Source organism: Pseudarthrobacter sp. NPDC055928, assembly GCF_042270935.1.
Lineage (GTDB): Bacteria > Actinomycetota > Actinomycetes > Actinomycetales > Micrococcaceae > Arthrobacter.
In genome coordinates this window covers 195,081-220,499 of the sequence record NZ_JBHJZH010000001.1, presented here as the reverse complement: position 1 = coordinate 220,499, position 25,419 = coordinate 195,081, and the positions used below count along the sequence as shown (strand labels likewise).

The window sequence follows — 25,419 nt, the reverse complement described above, 5'->3', positions numbered from 1 at the left end:
GAGAAAAGGATCATCCTTTGTCCACCACTGCCACTCTGGCAACCCTGTCCGATTCTGACCGCCTGGCCGATCCCAACTGGTGGCGCCAGGCCGCGGTCTACCAGATCTACCCGCGCAGCTTCGCCGATTCCAACGGCGACGGCCTGGGTGACATCAAGGGCATCACGGCCAAGGTCCCGTACCTCAAGCAACTGGGGATCGACGCCGTGTGGCTCAGCCCGTTCTACCCGTCGGCCCTGGCGGACGGCGGCTACGACGTGGACGACTACCGCGACGTGGACCCCAAGCTGGGCACCCTGGCGGACTTCGACGAGATGGCCAAGGCGCTGCACGCCGCGGGCATCAAGCTGATCGCCGACATCGTCCCGAACCACTCCTCGAACCGGCACGAATGGTTCAAGGAGGCGCTCGCCTCGCCGAAGGGTTCCGCTGCCCGCGACCGCTACATCTTCCGCGACGGCAAGGGCCCCAACGGCGAGTTCCCGCCGTCGGACTGGGATTCCGTCTTCGGCGGACCGGCCTGGGAACGCATCACCGAACCCGACGGAAGCCCCGGCCAGTGGTACATGCACATCTTCGCCAAGGAGCAGCCGGACCTGAACTGGTCCAGCCGCGAGGTCCGCGACGACTTCCTCAAGACCCTGCGCTTCTGGTCAGACCGCGGCGTGGACGGCTTCCGCGTGGACGTGGCGCACGCCCTCACCAAAGACCTCACCGAACCGCTGCTCTCCAAGCTGGAACTGAGCGCGGCAAACACAGGCACGGACGGGTTCGACGACGGCTCGCACCCCTTCTGGGACCGCGACGACGTACACGACATCTACGTCGAGTGGCGCGAGGTGTTCAACGAATACAACCCGCCGCGCACCGCCGTGGCTGAAGCCTGGGTGCACGCTACCCGCCGCGCCCGCTACGCCAGCCCGGAAGGCCTGGGCCAGGCCTTCAACTTCGACCTGCTCCAGGCCGACTTCAACGCCGAGGACTTCCGCGAAATCATTACGCACAACCTGGCTGAAGCCGCCGCCACCGGCGCGTCGTCCACCTGGGTTTTCTCCAACCACGACGTCGTACGGCACGCCACGCGCTACGGCCTGCCGAAGGCGTCCGCGGGCAAGAACTACGCCAAGGGCCAGGACGGCAAGGACTGGCTGCTGGCCGGCGGCCCCAAGGAAGAGCTTGACGTGGAGCTCGGTGAGCGCCGCGCCCGCGCCGCCACCCTGCTGATGCTGGCGGTCCCCGGATCCGCCTACCTCTACCAGGGCGAGGAACTTGGCCTGCAGGAAGTGGCGGAAATTCCCGACGCCGAACGCCAGGATCCCTCTTTCTTCCGGAACAAGGGTGTTGAGGTAGGCCGTGACGGCTGCCGCGTGCCGCTTCCCTGGAAGGTTGAAGGAACCTCCTTCGGCTTTGGCGACGGTGGATCACACCTGCCGCAGCCGGACTGGTTCAGCAAGTACGCGGTGGAGGCGCAGGACGGCACCGAGAACTCCACCCTGGAGCTGTACCGCACGGCCCTGAAGCTCCGCCGCGAACTCCAGGCTGCGGAGGAATTGGAGTGGGTGGAGACCGGCAACCCCGAGGTCCTGCACTTCCGTCGGCCGGGCGGCTGGCAGTCCGTCACCAACTTCGGGGACACCGCCGTCGAGCTCCCTGCAGGAACTGTCCTGGTTAGTAGCTCGCCGCTGGAGAACGGAAAGCTGGGCGCCAACAGCACCGCCTGGCTGCGCTGACATAACCCCATAGCAACCACAGGTGGCGGAGCCCGGCCGGGCCCCGCCACCTGTGCGTTTGCCGCGCACCGTGAAAGAGTGAAGCAATGACTGAACACACCGTTCCATCGTCCGCGCAGGAACTCATCTATGGATGCATGGGACTGGGCGGCAGTTGGTCCGACGAACCCCATGGGTCTGTTCATGTGGACGAGGCCGCTGCCGCCGTCGACGCAGCCCTTGCTGCCGGAATCACATTGTTCGACCACGCCGATATTTACCGCCGCGGGAAGTCCGAAGCCGTGTTCGGTGACGTCCTGGCGGCGACACCCGGCTTGCGTGAACGGATCCGGCTGCAGACCAAGTGCGGGATCCGGCTCAGCGAACGTGGGCTGCCCGGGCATTATGACCTCAGCTGGGAATCCATCCTGGAGAGGGTTGGCGCCAGCCTGAAGAGGCTGCGGACGGACTTCGTGGACGTGCTCCTGCTGCACCGCCCCGATCCGCTGACGGACGTTGCGGAGGTGGCTGCCGCCGTCGGGCAGTTGCTGGCCGAAGGCAAGGTGCGTGCGCTTGGCGTGTCCAACATGTCCGGCGCGCAGATCCAGGCGTTGGAAGACCGGCTGGAAGTCCCCGTGGTGGCTAACCAGCTGGAGATGAGCCTGCTGAAGCGCGCCTGGTTGGAGAGCACCGTCCTGGTGAACCACGCGGAGCACCTGGACTACAGCTTCCCGCACGGGACGTTGGAGTACTGCACCAGAAGAGGCATCACCCTGCAGGCCTATGGTGCGCTGGCCCGCGGGCTGTACACCGGGGCGGGCCCGGAAGACCCCACAACGGCCGAGGCAGCCACCGCGGAGCTCGTGGGAGAGCTGGCACGGGAGCACAACACCACGGGGGAGGCGGTCCTGTTGGGCTGGCTCATGAAGCACCCAGCCGGGATCGCGCCTGTGATAGGCACCGTGAATCCGTCAAGGATCGCCGCCTGCGCGGACGCTGCCCGGGTTGCCGAAGCCATGACCCGCGCCGAGTGGTACGGGCTGTGGGTCACGGCGCGGGGCAGCAGCCTCCCCTAACCCAACTAGGTAGCAGCAGATGTCGTTTTGAGCCCCCAAAACGACATCAAGTGCTACCTAGTTGCTCCGGGCGCCAGTCATATCCGGTTTAGTTCGTATTGATCCTCACATGCCGGCCGTTTTCTGCGGCGAGCCGGTTGCCGGGCGGATACGGTAGATACATGACGTCTACCACCGCCACCGAGACCGTACGGCCTGAACGGCATATCCCCGCAGAGATCGCCCGTTCGTGGCTTCTCGTCAATGCCATGAAAACGGAACTCTTTGACCAATCGGCCATCTCGCGTGCCGACTCCATCATCCTCGACATCGAAGATGCCGTGGACCCGTCGCAGAAGGACCGCGCCCGTGGCCACGTGGTGGACTGGCTCTCCGGCGGCGGTAAGGCATGGGTTCGAATCAACGATGCCACCAGCCCCTTCTGGGCCGACGACCTCGCAGGCCTGCGCGGCACCCCGGGGCTCCTCGGCGTTATGCTCGCAAAGACCGAATCCGCGGACCAGGTCACCGAAAGCTTCCACCGGATGGACGGCAAGACGCCGGTCATTCCGCTGGTGGAGTCCGCCCTGGGTATCGAGGAAGCCAACAACATCGCCAAGGCACAGGGTGCTTTCCGGCTCGCCTTCGGTTCCGGTGATTTCCGCCGCGACACCGGCATGGCAGCTACCCAGGAAGCGATGGCCTACCCCCGCGCCAAGCTGGTTGTCGCCAGCCGCGTCGGCAACCTGCCCGGCCCCATTGACGGACCCACGGTGGGCACCAACCACCCCATCCTGCGCGAGCAGACCGCCATCACCGTCATGATGGGCATGACGGGCAAGCTCTGCCTCGCCATCGACCAGACAGCCATCATTAACGAGGTCATCAGCCCCACGCCGTCTGACGTCGCGTGGGCCACTGACTTCATGTCCGACTTCGAGGCCAACGGCCGCGTCATCCGGGACGGCTCGGACCTGCCCCGCCTGGGCCGCGCCGAGAAGATCATGAAGCTTGCGGTAGCCTTCGGCGTGCAGCCGGCGCTCTAGCCACAGCAGTCCGTGACAGGAGGCCCCGTGACCGATACCCGCTATCTGGTGCACGGGGTCTTTTGGGACGGGGAACCGGCTTCCCAGCAGGAGCACGACGGCGGCAGGCCGGTTCTGCGCCTCCAGCCGCCAAACGGTGCCTTCAAGAAATCAGCCTCCACCCGGCGTCGCCGTCGAGGGTTTCAGCATTGTGGAGGAACAATGGGTGCGGCCGGCACAGGCAGCCGGCCTCTGCGCATCCACCGCCCGGCACGCCTACCCGCACGCGCTCGACGACGGCCGGCACGGCTTCGGTATCGCGGCGCTCAGCGGTACGAACGCCCTGGCCCGGCTGGACGGAACGGACGCTGCCTTCGTGGTGAACCTTGGCCGGCTGGCCGCCCGGACCATCGTCCTGGGGGACTTCGCCTCGGACGTGCCTGCCGTGCAGGAATCGTTGTTCTAAGCGTGCTCGGTAGACTTGGACGGTGCTGAACGAATTCTGGAACACCGCGCCCACCGCCTACAAGGTCATGGTCTTCACCGCTATGGGGCTGATCGGCGTCGGAATCGTCCTGAACCTGATCGGCAACACGTCCGGAAACCAGGGCCTGGCCACCGCCTCCCTGCCGCTGATCGGGCTCGGCCTCCTGTTGCATGTCGCCGGGATCGTGGTCCGGGGCCAGGCGATCCGGAAGAACTACAAGCGGTAGGCCGCGTTCCTGCGCACGTGGTCGCGGGCATGCGCCACTGCCGACGGGAGGTCTTCGAACAGGTGCTTGTGGTGCCGGAGCGAACGGATCACTCCAACATTGGTCACCAGGGCCAGATGGTCAGGTCGGACCCCCTTGAGCAAAACCGTGACGCCGCGCAGTTCCAACGCAGAAATGACTTCCACGAGGGCGTGGGCGCCGGTGGCGTCGAGCATCCGCAGTTGGGAGAGCCTGACGATGGCCACCTGGGTGTCCTTCACTTGGCTGATCTCCTGGAGGATGCGTTCAGCGGCGCCGAAGAACATGGCGCCATCCAACCGGAAGATGGCAATATGCTCATCACCGTCGGTTGGTGGCCCTGAAATCTCCTCGCGCTGCACACTGCTCAGCGATGCGAACTTCCGCAGGGTGAAGAGCGCAGCCGCGGCCAGGCCTATCTGGATCGCAACGATCAGGTCGAAAGCCACAGTGACGGTAGCCGTGAGCACAAAGACCGCCGCGTCCGGTCGCGTAGAGCGCAGGATTGCGGCAACGGTTCGCCGGGACACCATCCGCGCCGCGGTAACCATCAGGACCCCGCCCAGGGCTGCCAGCGGGATGCGGCTGACCATCCCGGACGCCAGGTAGACAATGCCCAACAGCACCACGGCGTGGACCGCAGCGGCCATCCGGGTTTTGGCTCCTGCCCTCACATTGACGGCAGTTCGTGCGATGGCACCGGTAGCCGGCATGCCGCCAAACAGTCCCGCGGCGATGGAAGACAGGCCCTGGCCCGTAAGCTCCCGGTCCGGGCTATAGGCACCGCTTAGTGCGCCGTCCGGCCCCGTCATGCCCGCGGCCACCCGGGCGGAGAGCAGGGATTCGATCGAGGCCAGGACCGCGATTGCCACGGCCGGCATGGCCAGGCTGCCCAGCGAGGCCGGATCAAAGCCAGGGAACGCGGGTGAGGGCAGGGAGTGCGGCAAGGGACCGATCCGCGGGATGTCCAACTGCAGGAGTTCGGCCGCCGTGGTCGCCAGGAGCACCGCGAGCAGGCTCGCCGGAAGGGCCCGGAACAGCTTCTGCACCAGGACCATCACGACGGCGACACCCGCCACGAGCGCGAGTGTCAGCAGGACAGTGGGCGCCACTGCCCCGGACGCCGCCTCGATCGCGGCCAGCAAGGTGTTGTGGCCAGGGATGCCGGATGTACCGGTGGCCAGCGGAACCTGCTGGAGGAAGATGATGGCGGCAATGCCCAGCGTGAAGCCTTCCACTACGGGCCATGGGATGAACGCCACTGCCCGCCCCAGGCCGCTGATTCCCAGTATGCAGACCAACAGTCCCGCCATAAGGGACAGCAGGGCCACGCTGCCGGTGCCATGGACGGCCACCACCGGGGCGAGGACCACGACCATGGCGCCGGTGGGCCCTGACACCTGGACCGGGGATCCACCCATGACGGCAGCCACCAGCCCGGCCACGATCGCTGTGATGAGCCCGGCCTCCGCGCCAACCCCGGAGCTGACGCCGAACGCCAGCGCCAGCGGCAAAGCCACGATGCCCACGGTAATGCCCGCCAGCAGGTCCGCCCGCCAGAACTGCCGGATGCCGGTGTAGTCGGCCCGGGACGGCAGGAACCGGCTGAAGCCCCGGGAACCAAGGCGGAGGTCCTGGCTCACGGGGCGCTTCCCCCGGACAGGTGGCCATCCGGCAGCTGCTGTGCCAGCCGGAGTTGTTCGTTGGAGTCAGCGAGGCTGTCGAGCAGGAACGTGCGGGCGACAGCAAGCAGCTTCGAAATTCCCGGGTGCGCAAGGCGGTACGTCACGGCGTTGGCGGACCGCGCCGACGTCACCACCTTGTGCTTGCGCAGCGTGGCCAGATGCTGGGAGAGATGGGAGGCCTCCAGGCCGGTCTCGGCAAGGAGGTAGCTCACTGCGGCTGTGTTCTCCGGAGCGGCGGCCAGCAGCTCCAGGATCCGGATCCGGGCCGGGTGGGCCAGTGCTTTGAACAGGTTGGCTTTGATCTCATAAAGCGGAGCCTGGGCGGGAGTCAACATGGGGAGGCTCCTTGTGTGGAGTAGTCGGCAATCCAAGGAACAAGGAACCGCAGCGACTTGATGGAATGATGAATCCATCATATCAGGGCGTCGCAAGACCCCGCCCACTGCCGGGCAACGATAGGCTTGAACCCATGACTATCAATCCGGACCTGCAGGGCCGCAGCTACCCTGCCGCAGAGGTATACGACGTCGGCCGCGAGAAAATCCGCGAGTTCGCCCGCGCCGTCAAAGCCACGCACCCAGCCCACTTCGACGTCGACGCAGCCAAGGCCCTGGGCCACGCCGACCTGGTGGCCCCGCCGACATTCGCGATCATCATCGCGCAGCGGGCCGACGCGCAGCTGATCGAGGATCCGGAGTCAGGGATTGATTTTTCCCGAGTGGTCCACGCCGACCAGCGCTTCACCCACCATCGCCCCATCTTCGCCGGCGACCAATTGGTGGCGGAACTGCACGTTGACGGCGTCCGTGCTATGGGTGGCGGTGCCATGATCACCACCCGCCAGGAAATCTTCGCCCTCGCCGCAGACGAATCGCGTGAAAGCGTTGCCACCACCACCTCATCCATCCTCGTCCGCGGAGAGGGACAATAACCATGAGCCCCACCTTCAACGAACTTATGGCTGGCCAGGAAATCGGCAGCCGCACGGTCGAGGTCACCCGCACGGACCTGGTCAAGTACGCCGGCGCGTCCGGCGACTTCAACCCCATCCACTGGAACGAAGCGTTCGCCACCGGTGTGGAACTCCCCGGCGTCATCGCGCACGGCATGTTCACGATGGGTGCCGCGGTCCAGCTCGTGACCGACTGGGCAGGGGACCCCGCCGCCGTCGTCGACTTCCAGACCCGCTTCACCAAACCGGTCCTTGTCGCGGACACCACTGGCACCGCTGAGCCCGGGGCCACCATCGAAGTCAGTGGCGCCATTGGAAAGCTCGACGCCGATGCCGGCACCGCCCGCGTTGACCTCACCGTGGTCTCGGCCGGCCAGAAGGTACTGATGAAGGCCCAGGCCGTGGTCAGGCTCTCCTGAACCCCAAGGAGCCTTTGACCACCACAACAACTGCCGCCGCCGAGGTCACCGCCTGGCGCAACGCCGTCGTGGTGGCCTACGCGGCCAGCGGCCTGGCCTTCGCGTCCTGGGTGTCGCGGCTTCCTGCAATCCGGGACGGACTCGACCTGACCCCAGGCAACATTGGCCTGCTCCTGCTCTGCATGACGTTGGGATCCTTCGTTTCGGTCTCCGCGTCCGGCCTGATTGTGCTCCGGCTCGGTTCCAAGCGGACCATCCGGACCGGAAGCATCATGGTGGGCTTTGGCCTGGTGATCGCAGGATTCGGGACGTCGGTGCTTGCCACCCCTGTCGCTGTGGCTGTGGGCCTGGCCATCATCGGCCTGGGCACCGCCAGCTGGAACACCGCCTCCAACGTTGAAGGGGCCGCGGTGGAACGTGCCGTGGGCCGGCACATCATGCCCCGGCTCCACGGTGCCTTCAGCCTGGGCACCGTGGCCGGTGCCGGACTCGGAGCCTGGGCTGCTGCCGCCTCGCTCCCGGTGTTCTGGCACCTGGCGGCGGCCGGCGTCGTGGTGGCTGTTTCGGTGACGACGGCGGCGGGATGGTTCCGCGCGGACGTTACCCCCGTGGCGGGGCAGCGGGCATATGTACCCGATAACTTCGAGGATCCGTCCACGGGGCCGATCCCGATCATCACGCCCGGTGGGACGCAGGCCGAGTCCGCCGAAGCCCCGTTGGACAACAAGCGCAGGATCGCCCAGGCCTGGCGGGACCGGCGCACCCTTCTCCTGGGCGTGATGGTCCTGGGACTGGCACTTGCCGAGGGCGCCGCGGGCGACTGGGTTGCCCTGGCCCTCGCGGACGGCCACGGCCAGACGGACGCCGCCGGCGCCGCAGGCTATGGTTTCTTCGTTACTTTCATGACCGTTGGGCGGTTCGCCGGCACCCTGGTCCTGGACCGCTTTGGCCGCGTCCCGGTGATGCGCTGGTGCGCGGCGCTGGCCGTATTTGGACTCGGGCTGTTTGTGTTCGCCCCGGTCCCATGGATTGCCTTTGTCGCACTGGCCATCTGGGGGCTCGGCGCATCGCTGGGCTTCCCGGTGGGCATGTCCGCCGCCGCTGACGACCCCGCCAAGGCAGCCGCCCGGGTCTCGGTCGTTTCCACCATCGGCTACGGCGCGTTCCTGTGCGGGCCGCCGCTGCTGGGCCTGCTCGCCGAGCACGTGGGCATCCTGCACTCGCTGCTGGCCGTGATGGTCATGCTGGTGGTGAGCTTCCTGCTCTCCCCGGTGGCCCGCAAAGTTCCGTAGGCATCGCCTGCGTTAGGGTTGATGGGTGACCCAGACAATGCTCTCCGACCTGACCACGGCCGCCGTCGGAGGTCCCGCCGGCAAATTTGTTCAGGCCCGGACCGAGGCCGAGATCATCGACGCCGTCCGGACGGCAGACGCCGCCGGGGAGCAGGTCCTCATCATCGGGGGCGGCTCCAACCTCCTGATTTCCGACGACGGGTTCCCCGGAACCGTGGTCAGGATCGCTTCGGAGGGTTTCACCGTGAACGCCGAAGATTCCTGCGGCGGCGTCGCTGTGGTGGTGCAGGCCGGCCACAACTGGGACGCCCTCGTGGAACACGCTGTGCTGCACGCCTGGTCCGGAATCGAAGCCCTCGCCGGAATTCCCGGTGCCACCGGTGCCACGCCTGTCCAGAACGTGGGGGCCTATGGCTCGGACGTTTCACAGACCATCGCCGCCGTGCGGACCTGGGACCGGACCCGGAACGCTGTGCAGACGTTCACCAACTCGGAGCTGAAGTTCGGGTACCGCGATTCAATCCTCAAGCAGACCACCGTGGACGGGTCGCCCCGCTACGTGGTGCTGACGGTCGAGTTCCAGCTGCCGCTGGGCCGGATGAGCGCCCCTATTCGGTACGCCGAGCTTGCCCGTTCCCTTGGCGTGGAGCCCGGCAAACGTGCCTATGCCAACGATGTCCGCCGGGAGGTGCTCCGGCTGCGCGCCTCCAAGGGCATGGTGCTGGACTCCGCAGACCGCGATACCTATTCCACCGGCTCGTTCTTTACCAACCCGATCGTCCCGACGGACGCGGCCGCACGGCTGCCCGATTCTGCGCCGCGGTACCCGGCCGGATCCGACGGCCTGGTGAAATTGTCGGCGGCCTGGCTCATCGACCACGCGGGCTTTGGAAAAGGCTACGGGCTGGAGGAAGGCAGTGTGTCCGGTGGACGGGCCTCGCTGTCCACCAAGCACACGCTGGCCATCACCAACCGCGGCTCCGCCAGCGCCGCGGACATGGTGGCCGTCGCACGCGAGGTGCGTGCCGGCGTCGTCGAACGTTTTGGCATTGAGCTGCACCCCGAACCGCTGCTTATCGGTCTGTCGCTTTAGCCCCGGCCGCCCGCGCAGCGGCGTCGCGCTGGCCAGCTTCACTGTCAGCGAGCCGGAGGTTCGCTGCCATGCCGAGCACGGCTGTGGCCCAGCCGGTCAGGGCGAGGTAGGGGCCCATGAACAGCCAGATCAGGAGCCCTGGGAGCGACGGATTTCCACCGCCGGCAAGGATGCAGGTCACGAGGCCGGTGACCGCAACGGCGTGGGACAGGATCCAGAGGACCTTCCCGCTCAGGGGGTGCTGCTTCCAGTCGCGGAGAATGCGGAGGGTACTGTGGCCCACGCGAATACCGGGAAACAGGACGGCGTAGCCGCCACCGAGGCTGAACGCCAAGGAGGACAGCAGCAGCGAAAGTTCTGATTCCCCGTGTGCCAGGAATCCGGTGACTGCAGGCAGTCCCACCGCCACACCGGCGAGGACCGAAACGGTCCCTCCCACCATCCATCCTTTTGTTTCGCGCGCGAACAACTGCCACAAACTCCCCAAAGTCATGGTTCTACCCTAGCGGCCACGCCGTAGGGGCGAGGACCATTGCTGCCCTCGCTGGCGGCCCAGGCCCAGGTTTTCAACCATGTTGGGGAGTTCGTCAACAACCTAGGATGAGGTCATGGCAGGAACGGCATCGAAACGTGTAAGCCGCAAGCTCCTGGGCCGGCTCCGGCTGGCGTCCCAAGGACTGCTGGGGCCCGGCCTGGGCTCGGTCCCGGAGGCTGTCCGCTGGATGACGGCCTCCCAGGCCCAAGACTTTCAGGCAGCGCTGTGGGCTGTCGGCTGCCGTGTACCGGGCTCCGGACTGATGGACGTCCGGGCAGCCCTGGACGAGGGCTCTGTGGTTCGTTCCTGGCCCATGCGGGGAACGCTTCACCTGGTGGCACCTGAGGATCTGCGCTGGATGCTGGGCCTCACCGCCGATCGGCTCACGCGCAGCATCGCCGGCAGGCACCGGGAGCTTGACATCACCTGGGCCGACGTCGAGAAATGCCGCGACGTTGCCCTGGAGCGCGTCGCGGGAGGCGGTTCCCTGAGTAGGACTGAACTCTTCGCAGTGTTTGAGGCGGCAGGGCAGCCCACCACTGGCCAGCGCGGGATCCACATCCTTGGTACGCTGTGCCGCCACGGCTGGCTTGTACAGGGTCCGCTGGCCGGAAACCAGCAGCTGCTGGTGGCTTTCGATGAGTGGATCCCGAAGTCTCGGGAGCTGGAGCGGCAGGAGGGAATCGCCGAGTTTGCGCTGCGCTATTTCCGCAGCCACGGTCCAGCCACCGTCCGTGACTTCGCATGGTGGACGCAGATCCCCCTGACTGACGTGCGGCCCGCGTTTGAGCAGGTTCGCGTGAAGCTGGTCGAGGTGGAATTCGGCGATACCAGCTACTGGATGTCACCGGAAACAGCCGCGCTGCTTGACGACGGCGTGCCTGGACAGCGGTCCGTCCTCCTGCTGCCCGGCTTTGACGAGTTTCTCCTGGGTTACCAGGACCGGAGCCTGGTCTTGGCGCCGGAGCACGCGAACAAGATCGTCCCGGGCGGCAACGGCGTGTTTAAGAGGACCATCGTGGCCGGGGGAGAGGTGATCGGCACGTGGGCTCGGGCCGGGACCAGCAGGAGCGCCGCCGTCGTACCTGAACTCTTTGACGAAACCCGGCCGCTCGGTGCCGGCGCGCAGGCCGCCTTCACGAGGGCCGTCGAAAGGTACGTCAGCTTCCTGGAGCACTGAAGCGCGCAGAGGACACGGAATCGGCCCGGGGACACCTGAATTCAGGCATCCCCGGACCGATTGCGTGTCCTGGAAGGAAGCGGGCGGGCTACAGGTTCCCGGTGGCGATGTTGAGCATGCGGCGCAGCGGCTCGGCGGCACCCCAGAGCAGCTGGTCACCGACCGTGAAGGCGCTGATGTACTGCGGACCCATTTCCATCTTGCGGATGCGGCCCACGGGGATGTCCAGTGTTCCGGATGCAGCCACAGGAGTCAGACCGGCCATGGAGGCTTCCTTGGTGTTCGGGATGACCTTGGCCCACTCGTTGTCCTCGGCCACGATCTTCTCGATCTCGGCCACGGAGAGGTCCTCGCGGAGCTTGAGGGTGAGGGCTTGGGAGTGGGATCGCATGGCACCGATCCGGATGCAGAGGCCGTCCATGATCACGCGGTTCTCTTCCGAGGTGCCCAGGATCTTGTTGGTTTCAACCCCGGCCTTCCACTCTTCCTTGGACTGTCCGTTGCCGAGGTCGGCATCGATCCAGGGGATCAGGGAGCCGGCCAGCGGCACGCCGAACTGTGTGGCGTCGATGTCGGTGCGCTGGTGGGCCAGGACCTTGCGGTCGATTTCCAGGATGGCCGACGCCGGGTCGTCCAGTTCCGAGCTGACCTCGGCGTTGAGCGTGCCGAACTGGCTCAGCAGTTCGCGCATGTGCCGGGCGCCGCCGCCGGAGGCGGCCTGGTAGGTCATGGACGTGCCCCATTCGACGAGGCCGTTCTTGAACAGCCCGCCGAGGCCCATCAGCATGCACGACACAGTGCAGTTGCCGCCGATGAAGTCCCTGGTGCCGTTGACCAGGCCCTTGTCGATGACGTCGCGGTTGATCGGGTCCAGCACGATGATGGAGTCGTCGTTCATCCGCAGGGTGGAAGCGGCGTCGATCCAGAGGCCGTCCCAGCCGCGGCCCCGCAGCTCGGTGTGCACGCGCTTGGTGTAGTCCCCGCCCTGGGCGGTGACAATAATGGGCAGCTTCGCCAGGGTCTCGACGTCAAACGCGTCCTCGAGCTTGCCGGCCCCATCAGCAAACGACGGGGCGGCACCTCCTGCGTTTGAGGTGGAGAAAAACACCGGGTTGATGTTGGCGAAGTCGCCCTCATCCTGCATGCGCTGCATCAGGACGGAACCGACCATGCCACGCCAACCGACAAGTCCAACGGACGGGGTAGCTGCTGTAGTCATTCGTACAGTTTAGACTTCGGAACCGGCAGGGCGCAGTCGGTTACGTCACGCCGCCAGGTGGGTTCAGCCGGAACGTACGACGGCGGCACTCGCCCGGCCGCAAGGGCCATCGGCTGCGTCAGGTCTGCCTCGGTTTCACGTTCCCGGTCACAGAGCAGGGTCCGCAGGGGCTTTGGATTGTTCCCGCAACCAGCGCCGGCGCCGACCCGCGATGATGAAGGCCCAGACGGCACCGGCTAAGGTCAGCGCGGCGACGATAGCCGCATAGACGGACAAGCCGGGCTCACCAGCAGCCGCGAACGCCCCATAGACCATCATCCCGGCCATGGCTATCAGGAAGATGCCGACTCCCGTGATCAAGCCGGGGCTCTGCACAGGCGTTATGGCAGCCATGGAGTACCCTTCCGGGACTCCGCCCGGACCGTATTGCTCCTCGTATTGGCGCACATTGAAGCGGTTTGGATCATATGGGGTACCGTCGGGGCGACGGAAGACTTTACGGTCAGGTTTCACAGCGATGTTCCTATCCGAGGAGTTGTTCGTTCAAGAGACTTTCAACTTCCGCCAGGCTCAATGTCCCGCCCAGTGGCACGGCGCGTTCATCACCACGGCTGAGTGCGGCTTCCCAACGGTCCCCGGATGCGCGGAGAATGACGTTCCGGGCCAAGGAGCCATCAACGGTCGATGAAAGAACCACCTTTGCATTCGTGGCTTGGGAGCAGTGCTCGGCGGCAAGCTGTACCAAAGTCCCCGCGACACCGTGGCTGGCCATCTGGACCTGGGCAAACCAGCCGCCCAGCCCACGTGGCTGGAGGAATGCCGCTAAGTCCGGAGCGTGAATGAAGACCGCCGCCTGGGGTGCGTCATCCGAAAGGAATGAGGCGCTGGTCCAGCGCGTGGCATTCCCCAAGGCATAGGCTATGGCCAGTGCCAGTCCTGTAGGAACCAGTTCGTCGCCCTCGACTTTGAGCTGTTGCCGCGCGAGCAGCGATGACGTTCCCGCAACACGCAAGTCGTCGCTGCTCGAGGGCCACTGCAGCATCAGTGCGTCGGCGGATTTCCTCGTGCTCGCTGTGTCATAACATCCGAGTAGGTACAACAACTCGGCAATCCCATAGCCAGCTGGCGAAAGGCCGGTGCCCTCGATGGTCTCAGCACTCATGTTTAATATCTCCTAACGAAGTCAATTTTCACCAGTTCCAGGGAAGAAGCTTGGCCGGATCCTTGGCCACGGCGGTGACGCCCTCACTGACCCTGTCGGCCACCCATTCGGCCCCGTCGGCGATTTTTTCCCGGTTTTCCCATACGGCAATCCCTACGTTGGCGGCGATCAGGAACGGCTGCTGGGGACCAGGGAAGAGAGCGGCCGCCCCTAAGGCAGCCTTCGTCGTGCTCCAGACGCCGTCGCCTATCTCACCCTTAGAGAAGCTGTTGATTGCGCTGCCCGCGTCGATGACTGCGCCGAGGCCGCCAAGGACGTTTCCAAAGGTCTTCACGCCCTTGAGCGCCGCAAAAACCTTGTCCGATCCTTCGGTGAGATCTGCCGCGCTGTCCAGGGCCTTGGCTGCCTTGGTAAATAGTGGCGAGTCCAACGTATCCCAGAACTTGTTGGTGGTGCCGGCGAAATTGAACGCGTTATGCCAGCTGGCAAGTTCGGTGCCTGCCTGAAGGGGCAGGCTTATCGTTCGCAGCGTGTCCGGTACCACCTTGTAGACATCCCACGGCTTTGCCACGTAGGTGTCCCACCAGGTGTCGTCCTCCTCGTGCTCCCAAAAATAGGGATCCCGGGACGGCCCGACGCCGGAGTCAAGTCCGCCGTTCCCGGATGTTCCGCTTTGTCCCCTGGAGCCCGGCCCGCCGCCGGATCCAGGCGCCGCATTGCTCGCCTTCTCCTGCTCGTTGGCGTTCTCCAGCAGTTTCTTGGACTCCTGCTTGAGCGCGGAAGCCGCTTGCTGGAGTAGCGCACGGTGGTTGCCGTTCCAGTCGGAACGGAACATGGCAGCGTCCTGGCCCTTCCAGGAAGGGTTGTTGTTGATCTGGTTGCTCAGCAGGGTTGACTGCTGGAGCAGGGTGTCGGACGCCTTGCCGAACTGCTGCGCCAGCGTCCGGAGCTCGGCGACGTCGGCGCCCCACATGTTTCCTGCCACAAGGCATCATCCCCCAAATGTCTCTGCAGCAAATATTCGTCAGGCTGCCTGCACAACTCTAGTAGCGGAGCAAAAGGCCCGCGATGGGCTGTCCTCCCCATCCGCCCACCGGCAAAACGCGTCAGCCGCGGTCGCTTTCCTCCAGCACGGCAGCCTTACGCGCACGCAAGGCAAAGAAGGCACCAAACGCGAACACCTGCGTCACCACCACCAGCACGATGGCTCCGGCGATCTTGTTGCCGCCCAGGATCATGGTCAGTCCAACAATGGCGGACAGCAGCGCCAGCAGCGGCAGCAGCATATACCCGAGGACAAAGAGGGTTTCCGGTTTCTTCAGCATCTCAGCCCGCCGTCCGTACCCATTTGGTGAACCTGTATTGAGTCCCGTTGGCAGCCGTGAGCCAGCCGTCCGGCGGAACGGAAGCAGCCGCCTCCCAGGTTTCGCCAAGCTCGGGAGCGAAGGTGTCGCCGTCGGCCTCCATATCGATGGTGGTGACCACCGCGACGTTGGCGAGGTCGGTGGACTGGCGGAACACTTCACCGCCGCCGAGGATCCAAACGGTCTCGCCGCCGTCGACGAACTGGGATTCCAAGAGGGCGTCATCCAGGGAAGGAACCACGACGGCGCCCTCTGCCTCGGGTGACTCCCCCCAGCCTTTTTGCCGCGTAATGACGATGTTGGTCCGGCCGGGGAGCGGTCGATACTTGTCCGGGAACGACAACCAGGTCTTGCGCCCCATGATCACCGGGTGTCCCATGGTGAGCCGGTTGAAGTGCTTCAGGTCCTCCGGCAGGTTCCACGGCATGTCGCCGTCCTTGCCGATTACTCCGCCGGACGTTTGGGCCCAGACCAGGCCGACGCCCGTGACGGAGCCGGCGAGTTCCTCGGTGAAGGCCTGGGGATCTGCGGTGTTCTCGGTGCTCATACGGCGATCGGAGCCTTGATCGTGGGGTGGTGCTGGTAACCGACCACTTCGAAGTCCTCCAGCGTGTAGTCAAAAATCGAAGCCGGCTTCCGCGTAATGACCAGCTGCGGGTACTCGTAGGGCTCGCGCTCCAGTTGCTTGAGGACCTGGTCCATGTGGTTCTCGTAGATGTGGACGTCCCCGCCGGTCCAGACAAATTCGCCAACACCCAGCCCCGCCTGCTGCGCCACCATGTGGGTCAGCAGTGCGTAGGAGGCAATGTTGAAGGGGACCCCCAGGAACATATCCGCGGAACGCTGGTAGAGCTGGCATGAGAGCTTGCCGTCCGCGACATAGAACTGGAAGAACGCGTGGCACGGCGGCAGGGCCATGTCCTTGAGTTCCGAGACGTTCCAGGCGGACACGATGTGCCGGCGTGAGTCAGGGTTCGTCTTGAGGTTCTCCACCAGCTCCGCGATCTGGTCGATATGTCCACCGTCAGGCGTGGGCCAGCTGCGCCATTGGACGCCGTAAACCGGTCCGAGTTCGCCGTCGGCGTCGGCCCATTCGTTCCAGATAGTTACGCCTTGGTCCTGCATCCACTTCACGTTTGATTCACCGCGCAGGAACCATAGGAGCTCCACGGCAACGGACTTGAAATGGACGCGTTTCGTGGTGATCAGTGGGAAGCTGGTGGCCAGGTCGAAGCGGATCTGCCGGCCGAACACGCTGGTGGTGCCCGTTCCCGTACGGTCGGACTTGTGCGTGCCATGGGCCATGACATCGCGCAGGAGGTCTTCATAAGGCGTTGGGATGCTCACGGCTAAAGTCTACCGGGGAGGCAGCCCGAGGCCGTCGGCGACATCGCGGCGCGGCCGAAAAACGCCGTTGCCAGTGAGGCCGTCAGCCCTTCCTCAGCTTTCCGCGGACCAGGTCCAGCAGCAACTCATCGCTGAGCCGGGCGTCCCGGCCCGAACGGACCAAGAGGTCGACGGCGGCAGTCACCGCTTCGGGCACGGTGCCGCCTGGCAGTCCGGAAGCGCTGCCATGTGCCGCGCGCGCAACAATGGTGCCGTTCCGCCGTCGGGACTCTAGGAGGCCGGCTGCTTCCAGCTCCTTGTAGGCCCTGGCGACGGTCCCCGTAGCGATGCCCAGGTCCGCGGCAAGGCTCCGGACCGTGGGCAGCCGGCTGCCCACCGGGAGTGCGCCGGTGGCGATCAGGGAGCTGATTTGGGAGCGGATCTGCTCATACGGCGGGGTTGCCGAGCGCAGGTCCACGGAGATTCCGGCGTTCACCGTGACCCTTCCGGCACGGACTGCGCCGGGGCTGCAGGAACCCGGGCGAATCCCCTGACCGGGATAATGGCGATGACCACCCCCGCAGTGGTGAGCGCCGCCCCCACGACGGCACCGGGCTGCCAGGTGGCGGAGGACGCAGGCAGTCCCAGCAGCGGCGGGACGGCATTGCTGGCTGTTATGAGCAGCACCCCGCCTTTAGTCGTCAAACGGTTTGAACTGCTCCACGGCGACGATCCGCTGCTTGCTGTGGTGTGAAACGTGGAACACCAGGATCTCTCCCGGCGCGAGGTAGGGATCGGACGTTGGCAGGAGCCCGCGCAGGCGGCCCGGCATCGCTTTTCCCAGCTGGTCAAGGACGGTCGGCAGTGCAGGCCGGTGCGTGCAGACGGCAACGCCGCGCTGTTTGTCCAACAGCGTTGACACAACGGCAGCGGTTTTCTTCGGGTTCCGGGCGTGCCGGTGTTCGGTCAGGGCATCCACCAGCTTGATCTTTGCGTCCACGGCCTTGGCATACGGCGCGATGGTGGCAACACAGCGCAGCCACGGACTGCTGACCACGCGTTGCGGCTTCCAGGCCTGCAGCAGGCGCCCCACGGCCTGCGCCTGCCTGATCCCGGTGGCGGCCAAGGGCCGCTCTCCCTCCGCCTTGGACCAGGATGAACGCGGCTTGGCTTTGGCATGCCGCACCACAATCAGTGGCCAGGTAGCCAGTTCGTGGCGTTCGTGGGCTTCCCGGAGATACTCAAGCGGAGCGACGTCGGACGGGTTGGACAGCAGCGCCGCAGCCTTCTCGGGAGCGCACCACATAACACTGTCAACTTCCTTGCCGTCGGGCCGAAGGGTTGCTCCGTTCACCTGGACGGCCCAGTAGTGGACCACTTTCAGGCCCGTGGCCACGTGATAGTGGATGGGCGGAAGCGGGACGCCCAGCTGGGCGGTGAGGCCGATTTCCTCCTGGATCTCGCGGACGGCACATTCGGGGATCGTCTCGCCGGCGTCAATCTTGCCTTTGGGCCAGGACCAGTCGTCATAGCGCGGCCGGTGGATCAGCAGGACCTCTAAACGGTCCTTATTGATCCGCCACGGCAGGGCACCGGCAGCAGTAACTGCTACCGGCTCGCCGGGATGGTCTGTCTGGTCTGCTACCGGTGTATCGCTTGCCAACACCGCTGCCCTACCGGCGGCTCAAGGAGCGCTGGCGCGGCCTCGATGCAAGCAGCCAGGACTGGACGTCGTCGAGGTGGGTGCCGTCGTCGGCGATGTGATGCCGGGTCCAGTCACCCTGGTTGTCCAGGTGCCAGCTCGCCGTCTCCGGGTCCATGTACCGGCGCAGCAGGTCCAGGACGTAGGTAACGTCATCCGGGCTGGCGAGCTGCACCAGGGCCTCGACCCTGCGATCCAGGTTACGGTGCATCATGTCGGCCGAGCCGATGTAGACCACAGGGTCGCCCCCGTTCGCGAACGCGAATACACGGGAGTGCTCCAGGAACCGGCCCAGCACGGAGCGCACTGTGATGTTCTCACTCAGGCCCGGAACGCCGGGACGGAGCGAGCAGATGCCGCGGACAATGACATCGACGTTCACCCCTGCCTGAGAAGCGCGGTACAGGGAATCGATGATCGCCTCATCCACCATGGAGTTGACCTTGATCTGGACGCGGGCCGACAGTCCGGCGCGGGCGTTGCGGATCTCGGTTTCGATGCGGTCAATGAGTCCGGAGCGGACCGACCTGGGAGCCACGAGCAGGCGCTTGAACGTTGACTTGGGCGCGTAGCCGGAAAGCTGGTTGAACAGCTTGGAAAGATCCTCGCCCACCTGGTCATTCGCTGTCAGCAGGCCCAGGTCCTCGTAGTAGCGCGCGGTCCGCGGGTGGTAGTTGCCGGTGCCGATGTGGCAGTAGCGGCGGAGGCCGTCCACTTCCTGCCGGACAACCAGTGACAGTTTGCAGTGCGTTTTGAGGCCCACGATTCCGTAGACCACGTGGACGCCGGCCTGCTCCAGCTTCCGTGCCCACGAGATATTTGCCTGCTCATCGAACCGGGCCTTGATCTCCACCAGGGCCAGGACCTGCTTGCCAGCCTCGGCAGCATCGATCAGGGCATCAACAATGGGCGAGTCACCCGAGGTCCGGTACAGGGTTTGCTTGATGGCCTGGACCTTGGGATCCGCGGCCGCCTGTTCCAGGAAGGCCTGGACCGAAGTGGAGAAGGAGTCGTAGGGGTGGTGGAGCAGGATGTCGCGGCGGCGCATGGCAGCGAAAACGTTGGCCGCCTTGGATGTCTCGGACTCGTTGAGGTACCGGGACGTGTGCGGCACATGCTTGGGGTAGTGCAGGTCCGCCCGGTCTATGCCGGCGATGACGGACAGTCCGCGGAGGTCCAGCGGCGCGGGGACTGAGTAGACCTCGGACTCTTCCACACCGAGCTCGCGGATCAGCAGGGCACGGATGTTGGGGTTGATGTCGTGCGTGACTTCGAGGCGGACGGGCGGGCCGAACCTGCGGCGCAGCAGTTCCTTCTCCAGCGCCTGAAGGAGGTTTTCGGCGTCATCCTCTTCCACTTCCACGTCTTCGTTGCGGGTGACCCGGAAGATGTGGTGTTCCAGGACTTCCATCCCGGCGAAGAGCTTGTCCAGGTGCACCGCGATGACTTCTTCGAGGGCAATGAACCGGGCAACACGTCCAGCGACGGCGCCGGCACGCGGTCCGTCGATGGAGATCAGCCGCGGAAGCTGATCAGGGACCTTGACGCGGGCGAAGAGTTCCTTGTCGCTGACCGGGTTTCGCACCACTACGGCCAGGTTCAACGACAGCCCGGAGATGTAGGGGAACGGGTGGGCGGGGTCCACGGCCAGCGGCGTCAGGATGGGGAAGACTTTCTCGGCGAACATGGCGCTGAGTTGCTGCTTTGCGGCGTCGTCCAGTTCATCCCAGTGCATCACGTGGATGTGCTCGTAGGCCAGGGCCGGACGGATCTGCTCGGCGAAGACCTGGGCATGGCGCTGCTGCAGCCGGTGGGCTTCCTCACCGATCTTCTCCAGGACTTCCACCGGACTGAGGCCGGCGGGGGAGGGCACAGCCAGTCCTGTGGCGATGCGCCGTTTCAGTCCGGCCACGCGGACCATAAAGAACTCGTCCAGGTTGGAAGCGAAGATGGACAGGAAGCTGACCCGCTCCAGCAGGTGGAGCGTGGGATCCTCAGCCAGTTCCAGCACCCGGGAGTTGAAGGCAAGCCAGCTCAGCTCGCGGTCCAGGAACCGGTCGGGCCGGATATCGCCCTCAGGCTCGAGGTTGGGGGCGAACTCCGGGATGTCGATCCGGTCCTGCGTGGCACGTGATGCCGGAACTTCGGATGAACCAAAACGTGCCCGGACCGGCACGGCGGCGCCTTCGGACGTGACTGTTCCGGCGGGTTCCGGTTTCATGGGGTCTCCTCTTACCTGGCGCTGGATGCTGGCTCTCACGGCCGGCGCGGTTCTGTTTCAACCTTACAAGCATTCAGCGGCGCGGACCCCTAGATTTCGGGCGCTGGAAGTCCTGCGTCAGTCGATTGGACTAACCCGCCGTGACCGGGGCGTACATCACGTCCATATCCCACCGTGTGAACCCGAGATTTTGGTAGAGGCGCACGGCCGGGGCGTTGTCGGCGTCGACATAAAGCATGACGGCGTTCAGGCCCAACTCCTGGAGATGGCGGATGCCTGCCACCGTCAGTGCTTTGCCCAGTCCCATTCCCTGCGCGGAAGGGGAGACGCCGACGACGTAGACCTCACCGATCGCCGGGTGGTCACCGTGCCGGGGGTGGACCTTGGTCCAGTGGTAGCCCAGCAGCCGGCCTGACCCGTCCACGGCCAGGAGGAACCCCGCCGGATCAAACCAGTCCTCGGCCATCCTGGCGTCCAGGTCGGCGCGGGTCATTCCGCCCTGCTCAGGGTGGTGGGCGAATGCCTCACGGTTCGCTGCCAGCCAGGCGTCCTCGTCCTGGCCCGGCACAAAAGCACGCAGTGAAACCCCGTCCGGAAGGCCGGCGTCGGGAAGATCAGAGGAGGCAGTCGCCAGCCGCATCTTCCACAGTTCCCGGACCGGGCCGAAGCCGTAGCGGGCGGCAAGATCCGCCGCTGCTTCGTGATTGCCATGGGACCAGGCCTTCAGGCCGTCCAAGCCGCGTGTTGTTTTCAGCGCACCCACGAGGCGGTCGGCGACGCCTTGGTTGCGGTAACTCGGGTGAACTGCGATCTCCAGCACCCCGCCGCCGTCGGACTCTTCCACCACCACGGCGAAGCCGGCCAGGTCCTGCCCCGTTGCGGGATCCGAGTCCTCGTCCGGAGCGTACAGGGCCAGGCTCAGCAAAGAGTGTTCGGCGGAATCGCCGGCGCGGAGTGTGACCACCGTCTGCTCGGACAGCGAAGGATTGCCGTCGGATTCCTCGGCCGCAGCCAGGAGGCCACTGAAGTCCTTCAGTAACTGGTCATCCACACTGCCTCTGACGACGAGGACGGGCCATTTCTCCGGATGTGCTGGGGTCATGAAGCTAGGCTATACGCCCCGGCCGTAGCTCTGCCGATTTGATAGGTGCGTGGCTTGACCGTATAGTCGGTATCCGATCCGGGGAGCAGCACAACGCCGGATTCGAGGGGGATCCACCAGTGGGGTGGCCTCGATACGTTCGACCCGTATGTCCTCCACAACGAAGACTCATAAAACAGAACAGCCCTGGACAGTAGTCCGGGGCTGTTCTGTTATGGAACTGGGTCAGGCTTCCGTGAGTTCGTCTTCCTGCTGCCTTACAAGAGTAAGCCGGTAACCCACGTTCCTTACGGTGCTGATCAGGTTCTCGTGGTCTGCGCCAAGCTTGGCCCGGAGGCGCCGGACGTGGACGTCGACGGTCCGCGTGCCGCCGTAGTAGTCGTAACCCCAGACCTCGGTCAGCAGCTGTTGGCGGGTGAACACGCGTCCCGGATGCTGTGCAAGGTACTTCAGGAGTTCGAATTCCTTGAAAGTCAGGTTCAGCGGAGCGCCATTGACTCGGGCCGTGTAGCTCGCTTCGTCGATGACCACGCCGGCGGCCCGGATTTCGGTGGGGGCGTCGTCGGTGTCCGGAACGGCCCGTGCCACGGACAGCCTGATGCGGGCCTCCACCTCGGCGGGCCCGGCGGAGTCCAGCACGATGTCGTCCACGGCCCAGGCAGAGGAAACCGCAGCCATGCCGCCCTCGGTCAGGATCAGGACCAGCGGGGCGCTCAGGCCGGTGGCTTTCAGGAGCTGGGTCAGCGAACGGGCACCTACCAGGTCCTTACGGGCATCCAGCAGCACAATGTCGCATGGATCAGTCTCCAGCAGCGCGGTGGGTTCGGCGGCCAGGATGTGCACGCGGTGGTTCAGCAGTTCAAGGGCAGGCAGGATGTCCACCGATGAGCCGGTGCTGTTCGTCAATAACAGGATGTGCGACATTATTCCTCCAAGGGCCGTCCGCGCATCTTTGGGCGACTGAACCGGGTTTTCACCGGCCGGTACTGTCTCACTGCTGCGGTCTGGGCCGTCGATCGAAAATCCGGCCGGCAACCGAAGCAGGAAGCGTAGCTGAGCTTTGAGTATACCCAACCGCCCCTTAACAGACACTGATCGGGCCATCCTCCGTGTCCGTTTTGCGACACATCGCGGTCACATAGGGCAGGATTGAACACAGGGGCACTGTGCCCTGCCGGGGGCTGAACCGCCTCCCGGTCGCCAGCCAGAATGGGAATGCCGCGAATTGGGTGCAGAGTTGAAGCCGCGCACGTCAGAGCCAGGTCCCGCATGAGCGCGGATCTGCAAGCCCCGGTCCGTTCGCTGCCCTCGTGGACAATCGGCGCCTTCGGCATGGCCGGGCTGGCCGCCATCATTGCCGGGGTGTACACGTCTCCGGACACATTGCTCGCTGTCGCGGTGGTTGCGGCGCTCGCTGTCGGCGTCGGCTGGCCCCACTTCCTCCGTATTCCGGCGAAGAAGACCCTGGCCGCTGTCATTGCGCTGCCTGGTGTTGGATCGGCGCTCGCGGCAGCTTATGCCCCTGCCCCAGGTTTCCTGGACTGGACACCGGCGTTCATGGCGCTGGGCATGATGGCCGTGTTTGTGGTGCAGCTCATCCGCGGCACAGGCCAGGCCCAGCGGCTCGAATCCACCTTGGGCTGCTGCGCCGGCGTGCTGCTGTCCTGCCTTGGTGCGGGCTGGATTGCCGGGGCCCGTTTCAACGGTGTCCGGGAAATGATGCTGGTCGCAGCCATCAGCGCCGCCGTTGCCCTGTTGGCTGGCCTTATCCGCTGGCCCGACAGCATTGTGGCGCCGCTCGGCATTGTGATGGCCGGGCTGGCCGGGCCACTTGCCGGCCTGGTTTTTTCCGACATCGCCGTCCTGCCGGCCGCGGTATTCGGAGTGGTAGTGGGTGCGGTACTGGTCAGTTTCCGCCGGCTCGTCACACTCCGGGGCGCTCCACTTAACATTCCGGCGGCTCTTAGTATGGGTCTTGCACCCGTCTCAGCCGTGGGTTCGTTGGCGTACTTCATAGACAAACTACTCATCTACTAGGCGTTAGGATGGCATCATGTCCGTACTTGCATTTGAAATCTTCTTCCTCGTCCTGCTCGGTATCGCCAGCCTCGCCATGGCTTGGTTTGCGGGATTCGTCGTCTACCGCCTCTTCAAAGGCCAGAAGTAGACCGTTCAACAAGCTAGCCGTTTCCCGAGGTAATTGCTGTGCCGATTGAGATTCCCACAGATCTGACCCCCGAACTCGTCCCCCTTTCCTGGCTCATTGGTGAGTGGGAAGGCAGCGGCCGGCTCGGCAGCGGCGACGAGGACTCGGAACACTTTTTCCAACACGTGTCCTTCACGCACAACGGTCTGCCGTACCTGCAGTACCGGGCGGAGAGTTGGTTAACGGCCGAGGACGGCACGCGCCTGCGGCCCCTGACCGTTGAGACCGGCTTTTGGGCACTGGAGCGCAAGCAACTCGACGCCGACGGCGGCCCGGGCCTGATCCCGGCGGACATCGTTCCGGCCCTCAAGAGCGCCGACGAGGTCGAAGCCCTGCGCAACAAGGATGGCGGGTTCGATATCTCTGTCTCGATCGCCCACCCCGGTGGCATCTCCGAACTCTATTACGGACAGATCAAGGGACCCCAGATCCAGCTCACTACCGACATGGTGATGCGCGGCAGCCACTCCAAGGACTACAGTGCCGCCACGCGGATTTTCGGCTTAGTGGACGGGAACCTCCTCTGGCGCTGGGACGTCGCAACCGGTGGAACATCGCAGCCGGGCAAGGGGCTTGAGGCGCATGCCTCCGCCTTCCTGAAAAAGGTTTCCTGACACTGATTCGTGACGCCCGCGAGGTCGTGGCCCTCACTACACTTGGGTTCCTAGGCTTCACCCGCGAGTGAATCACAGGGAGCATCATGGCTGCACAGCAGAACGCCACGGATTACAGCGATCTGAAGGCACTGTTCTTTAATGGCACGCTGAAAAGATCCCCGCAGACATCCAACACCGAGGGCCTGATCAACGTCAGCCGCCTCATCATGGAAAAGCAGGGTGTCAGCACCCGCGTCATCCGGACCGTGGACCATGACATCGCGAGCGGCGTGTACCCGGACATGACAGAGTACGGGTGGCCCACTGATGAGTGGCCTGAGCTGTACCCTGCGGTGCAGGAAGCCGACATCGTGGTGGTGGCGGGCCCCATCTGGCTGGGCGATAACTCCTCGCAAACGAAGAAACTGATCGAACGGCTCTACGCCCACTCGGGGCAACTGAACAGCAAGGGGCAGTGGGCCTTCTATCCCAAAGTCGGCGGCTGCCTCATCACCGGCAACGAAGACGGCATCAAGCACTGCTCCATGAACGTCCTCTACAGCCTGCAGCACATCGGCTTCACCATCCCGCCACAGGCGGATGCCGGCTGGATCGGTCCGGTGGGCCCGGGCCCGAGCTACTTGGACGAAGGCTCCGGCGGCCCCGAATCCGACTTCACCAACCGGAACACAACGTTCATGACCTGGAACCTGTTACATTTCGCCCGGATGCTCAAGGACGCCGGCGGAATTCCCGCCTACGGCAACCTTCCTGAAGAATGGAAAGCCGGAACGCGTTTCGATTTCGAAAACCCGGAATACCGCTAGCGTCACCGGAATACTCAC

At 65.1% G+C, this 25,419-nt stretch carries 29 protein-coding genes; 13 read left to right on the top strand and 16 right to left on the bottom strand.

All coding sequences use genetic code 11. The annotated features are described in order from the left end of the window. Positions 1-17: 17 nt before the first annotated feature. The 5 genes from ACFC25_RS01070 (at position 18) to ACFC25_RS01050 (ending at position 4,502) form a co-directional block, all read left to right on the top strand. Positions 18-1,730, top strand: a complete 1,713-nt coding sequence (locus ACFC25_RS01070) for an alpha-amylase family glycosyl hydrolase (protein WP_376043309.1) — start codon at positions 18-20, stop codon at positions 1,728-1,730. Positions 1,731-1,816: 86 nt separating this feature from the next. After that, on the top strand, positions 1,817-2,785 hold the full coding sequence (locus ACFC25_RS01065) for an aldo/keto reductase family oxidoreductase (RefSeq protein WP_376043307.1): 969 nt from the start codon (positions 1,817-1,819) through the stop codon (positions 2,783-2,785). Between the two features lie 161 nt (positions 2,786-2,946). Next, the gene (locus ACFC25_RS01060) at positions 2,947-3,810 is read left to right on the top strand and encodes a CoA ester lyase (RefSeq protein WP_337346818.1); all 864 of its coding nucleotides are present in this window, start codon (positions 2,947-2,949) and stop codon (positions 3,808-3,810) included. A 136-nt stretch (positions 3,811-3,946) separates the two neighbouring features. Further along, complete coding sequence (locus ACFC25_RS01055; RefSeq protein ID WP_376043304.1) at positions 3,947-4,255, top strand: hypothetical protein; 309 nt, start codon at positions 3,947-3,949, stop codon at positions 4,253-4,255. 22 nt (positions 4,256-4,277) lie between these two features. Beyond that, positions 4,278-4,502, top strand: coding sequence for a DUF3188 domain-containing protein (locus ACFC25_RS01050; RefSeq protein ID WP_337346820.1), 225 nt, complete (start codon positions 4,278-4,280; stop codon positions 4,500-4,502). Here ACFC25_RS01050 and ACFC25_RS01045 read toward each other — a convergent pair. Continuing rightward, positions 4,490-6,163: a SulP family inorganic anion transporter gene (locus ACFC25_RS01045; protein WP_376043303.1), complete on the bottom strand. Its 1,674-nt coding sequence runs from the start codon at positions 6,161-6,163 to the stop codon at positions 4,490-4,492. The genes ACFC25_RS01050 and ACFC25_RS01045 overlap by 13 nt on opposite strands. After that, the gene (locus ACFC25_RS01040; RefSeq protein WP_376043301.1) at positions 6,160-6,540 is read right to left on the bottom strand and encodes an ArsR/SmtB family transcription factor; all 381 of its coding nucleotides are present in this window, start codon (positions 6,538-6,540) and stop codon (positions 6,160-6,162) included. Before ACFC25_RS01040 ends, ACFC25_RS01045 begins: the two co-directional genes overlap by 4 nt. Positions 6,541-6,674: 134 nt before the next feature. Here ACFC25_RS01040 and ACFC25_RS01035 point away from each other — a divergent pair, with 134 nt between their 5' ends. Genes ACFC25_RS01035 through ACFC25_RS01020 form a run of 4 tightly spaced genes read left to right on the top strand, consistent with a single transcriptional unit; the run spans position 6,675 to position 9,961 of the window. Next, positions 6,675-7,136: a MaoC family dehydratase N-terminal domain-containing protein gene (locus ACFC25_RS01035; protein WP_376043299.1), complete on the top strand. Its 462-nt coding sequence runs from the start codon at positions 6,675-6,677 to the stop codon at positions 7,134-7,136. A gap of 2 nt (positions 7,137-7,138) precedes the next feature. Then, the gene (locus ACFC25_RS01030) at positions 7,139-7,576 is read left to right on the top strand and encodes a MaoC family dehydratase (protein WP_376043296.1); all 438 of its coding nucleotides are present in this window, start codon (positions 7,139-7,141) and stop codon (positions 7,574-7,576) included. Between the two features lie 14 nt (positions 7,577-7,590). Then, positions 7,591-8,868: a sugar MFS transporter gene (locus ACFC25_RS01025; protein WP_376043293.1), complete on the top strand. Its 1,278-nt coding sequence runs from the start codon at positions 7,591-7,593 to the stop codon at positions 8,866-8,868. A gap of 25 nt (positions 8,869-8,893) precedes the next feature. Continuing rightward, positions 8,894-9,961 carry a UDP-N-acetylmuramate dehydrogenase gene (locus ACFC25_RS01020; protein WP_376043290.1) on the top strand — a complete coding sequence of 356 codons (1,068 nt, stop codon included), beginning with the start codon at positions 8,894-8,896 and terminating at the stop codon, positions 9,959-9,961. Here the strand turns inward: ACFC25_RS01020 and ACFC25_RS01015 are convergent. Then, positions 9,942-10,454, bottom strand: coding sequence for a hypothetical protein (locus tag ACFC25_RS01015; protein ID WP_376043288.1), 513 nt, complete (start codon positions 10,452-10,454; stop codon positions 9,942-9,944). The genes ACFC25_RS01020 and ACFC25_RS01015 overlap by 20 nt on opposite strands. Positions 10,455-10,569: 115 nt before the next feature. On the opposite strand from ACFC25_RS01015, the gene ACFC25_RS01010 reads away from it, so the two are divergent. After that, positions 10,570-11,676 (top strand): winged helix DNA-binding domain-containing protein, encoded by a 1,107-nt coding sequence (locus tag ACFC25_RS01010; RefSeq protein WP_376043285.1) that lies wholly within the window; start codon positions 10,570-10,572, stop codon positions 11,674-11,676. A gap of 88 nt (positions 11,677-11,764) precedes the next feature. On the opposite strand, the gene asd is transcribed toward ACFC25_RS01010, so the two are convergent. From asd to ACFC25_RS00945, 13 genes are all read right to left on the bottom strand, one after another. Beyond that, positions 11,765-12,895 carry an aspartate-semialdehyde dehydrogenase gene (gene asd / locus ACFC25_RS01005; RefSeq protein ID WP_337350826.1) on the bottom strand — a complete coding sequence of 377 codons (1,131 nt, stop codon included), beginning with the start codon at positions 12,893-12,895 and terminating at the stop codon, positions 11,765-11,767. 147 nt (positions 12,896-13,042) lie between these two features. Then, on the bottom strand, positions 13,043-13,288 hold the full coding sequence (locus tag ACFC25_RS01000; protein ID WP_337346829.1) for a hypothetical protein: 246 nt from the start codon (positions 13,286-13,288) through the stop codon (positions 13,043-13,045). Positions 13,289-13,418: 130 nt separating this feature from the next. Beyond that, a complete protein-coding gene (locus tag ACFC25_RS00995; RefSeq protein ID WP_376043282.1) occupies positions 13,419-14,057 on the bottom strand; it encodes a hypothetical protein in 639 nt (212 codons plus the stop codon). A gap of 28 nt (positions 14,058-14,085) precedes the next feature. Continuing rightward, positions 14,086-15,042, bottom strand: coding sequence for a hypothetical protein (locus ACFC25_RS00990; protein ID WP_376043280.1), 957 nt, complete (start codon positions 15,040-15,042; stop codon positions 14,086-14,088). Positions 15,043-15,163: 121 nt separating this feature from the next. Beyond that, entirely contained in the window at positions 15,164-15,382 is a 219-nt protein-coding gene (locus tag ACFC25_RS00985) for an NF038396 family protein (protein ID WP_108600216.1), read from the bottom strand. Position 15,383: 1 nt separating this feature from the next. Continuing rightward, positions 15,384-15,968 carry a dihydrofolate reductase gene (locus ACFC25_RS00980; RefSeq protein WP_337346832.1) on the bottom strand — a complete coding sequence of 195 codons (585 nt, stop codon included), beginning with the start codon at positions 15,966-15,968 and terminating at the stop codon, positions 15,384-15,386. Beyond that, on the bottom strand, positions 15,965-16,768 hold the full coding sequence (locus tag ACFC25_RS00975; RefSeq protein WP_337346833.1) for a thymidylate synthase: 804 nt from the start codon (positions 16,766-16,768) through the stop codon (positions 15,965-15,967). The genes ACFC25_RS00980 and ACFC25_RS00975 overlap by 4 nt, the downstream gene beginning before the upstream one ends. An 82-nt stretch (positions 16,769-16,850) precedes the next feature. Then, entirely contained in the window at positions 16,851-17,243 is a 393-nt protein-coding gene (locus tag ACFC25_RS00970; RefSeq protein WP_376043275.1) for a GntR family transcriptional regulator, read from the bottom strand. Beyond that, a complete protein-coding gene (locus tag ACFC25_RS00965; protein WP_376043273.1) occupies positions 17,240-17,434 on the bottom strand; it encodes a hypothetical protein in 195 nt (64 codons plus the stop codon). The genes ACFC25_RS00970 and ACFC25_RS00965 overlap by 4 nt, the downstream gene beginning before the upstream one ends. 7 nt (positions 17,435-17,441) lie before the next feature. After that, a complete protein-coding gene (locus tag ACFC25_RS00960) occupies positions 17,442-18,410 on the bottom strand; it encodes an NUDIX domain-containing protein (protein WP_376043270.1) in 969 nt (322 codons plus the stop codon). Between the two features lie 10 nt (positions 18,411-18,420). Further along, positions 18,421-20,670: an RNA degradosome polyphosphate kinase gene (locus tag ACFC25_RS00955; RefSeq protein ID WP_337346837.1), complete on the bottom strand. Its 2,250-nt coding sequence runs from the start codon at positions 20,668-20,670 to the stop codon at positions 18,421-18,423. Between the two features lie 130 nt (positions 20,671-20,800). After that, positions 20,801-21,772: a mycothiol synthase gene (gene mshD / locus ACFC25_RS00950; RefSeq protein ID WP_376043268.1), complete on the bottom strand. Its 972-nt coding sequence runs from the start codon at positions 21,770-21,772 to the stop codon at positions 20,801-20,803. Between the two features lie 225 nt (positions 21,773-21,997). After that, positions 21,998-22,696: a response regulator transcription factor gene (locus ACFC25_RS00945; RefSeq protein ID WP_337346839.1), complete on the bottom strand. Its 699-nt coding sequence runs from the start codon at positions 22,694-22,696 to the stop codon at positions 21,998-22,000. Between the two features lie 345 nt (positions 22,697-23,041). Between ACFC25_RS00945 and ACFC25_RS00940 the strand changes: the two genes are divergently transcribed. The 3 genes from ACFC25_RS00940 to ACFC25_RS00930 all read left to right on the top strand — a co-directional run bounded on the left by ACFC25_RS00940 (position 23,042) and on the right by ACFC25_RS00930 (position 25,401). Further along, complete coding sequence (locus ACFC25_RS00940; protein ID WP_376043265.1) at positions 23,042-23,809, top strand: permease; 768 nt, start codon at positions 23,042-23,044, stop codon at positions 23,807-23,809. Between the two features lie 168 nt (positions 23,810-23,977). Further along, positions 23,978-24,592, top strand: coding sequence for an FABP family protein (locus ACFC25_RS00935; RefSeq protein WP_337346841.1), 615 nt, complete (start codon positions 23,978-23,980; stop codon positions 24,590-24,592). Positions 24,593-24,678: 86 nt separating this feature from the next. After that, complete coding sequence (locus ACFC25_RS00930; protein ID WP_376043261.1) at positions 24,679-25,401, top strand: flavodoxin family protein; 723 nt, start codon at positions 24,679-24,681, stop codon at positions 25,399-25,401. The last annotated feature ends 18 nt before the right edge of the window (positions 25,402-25,419 follow it).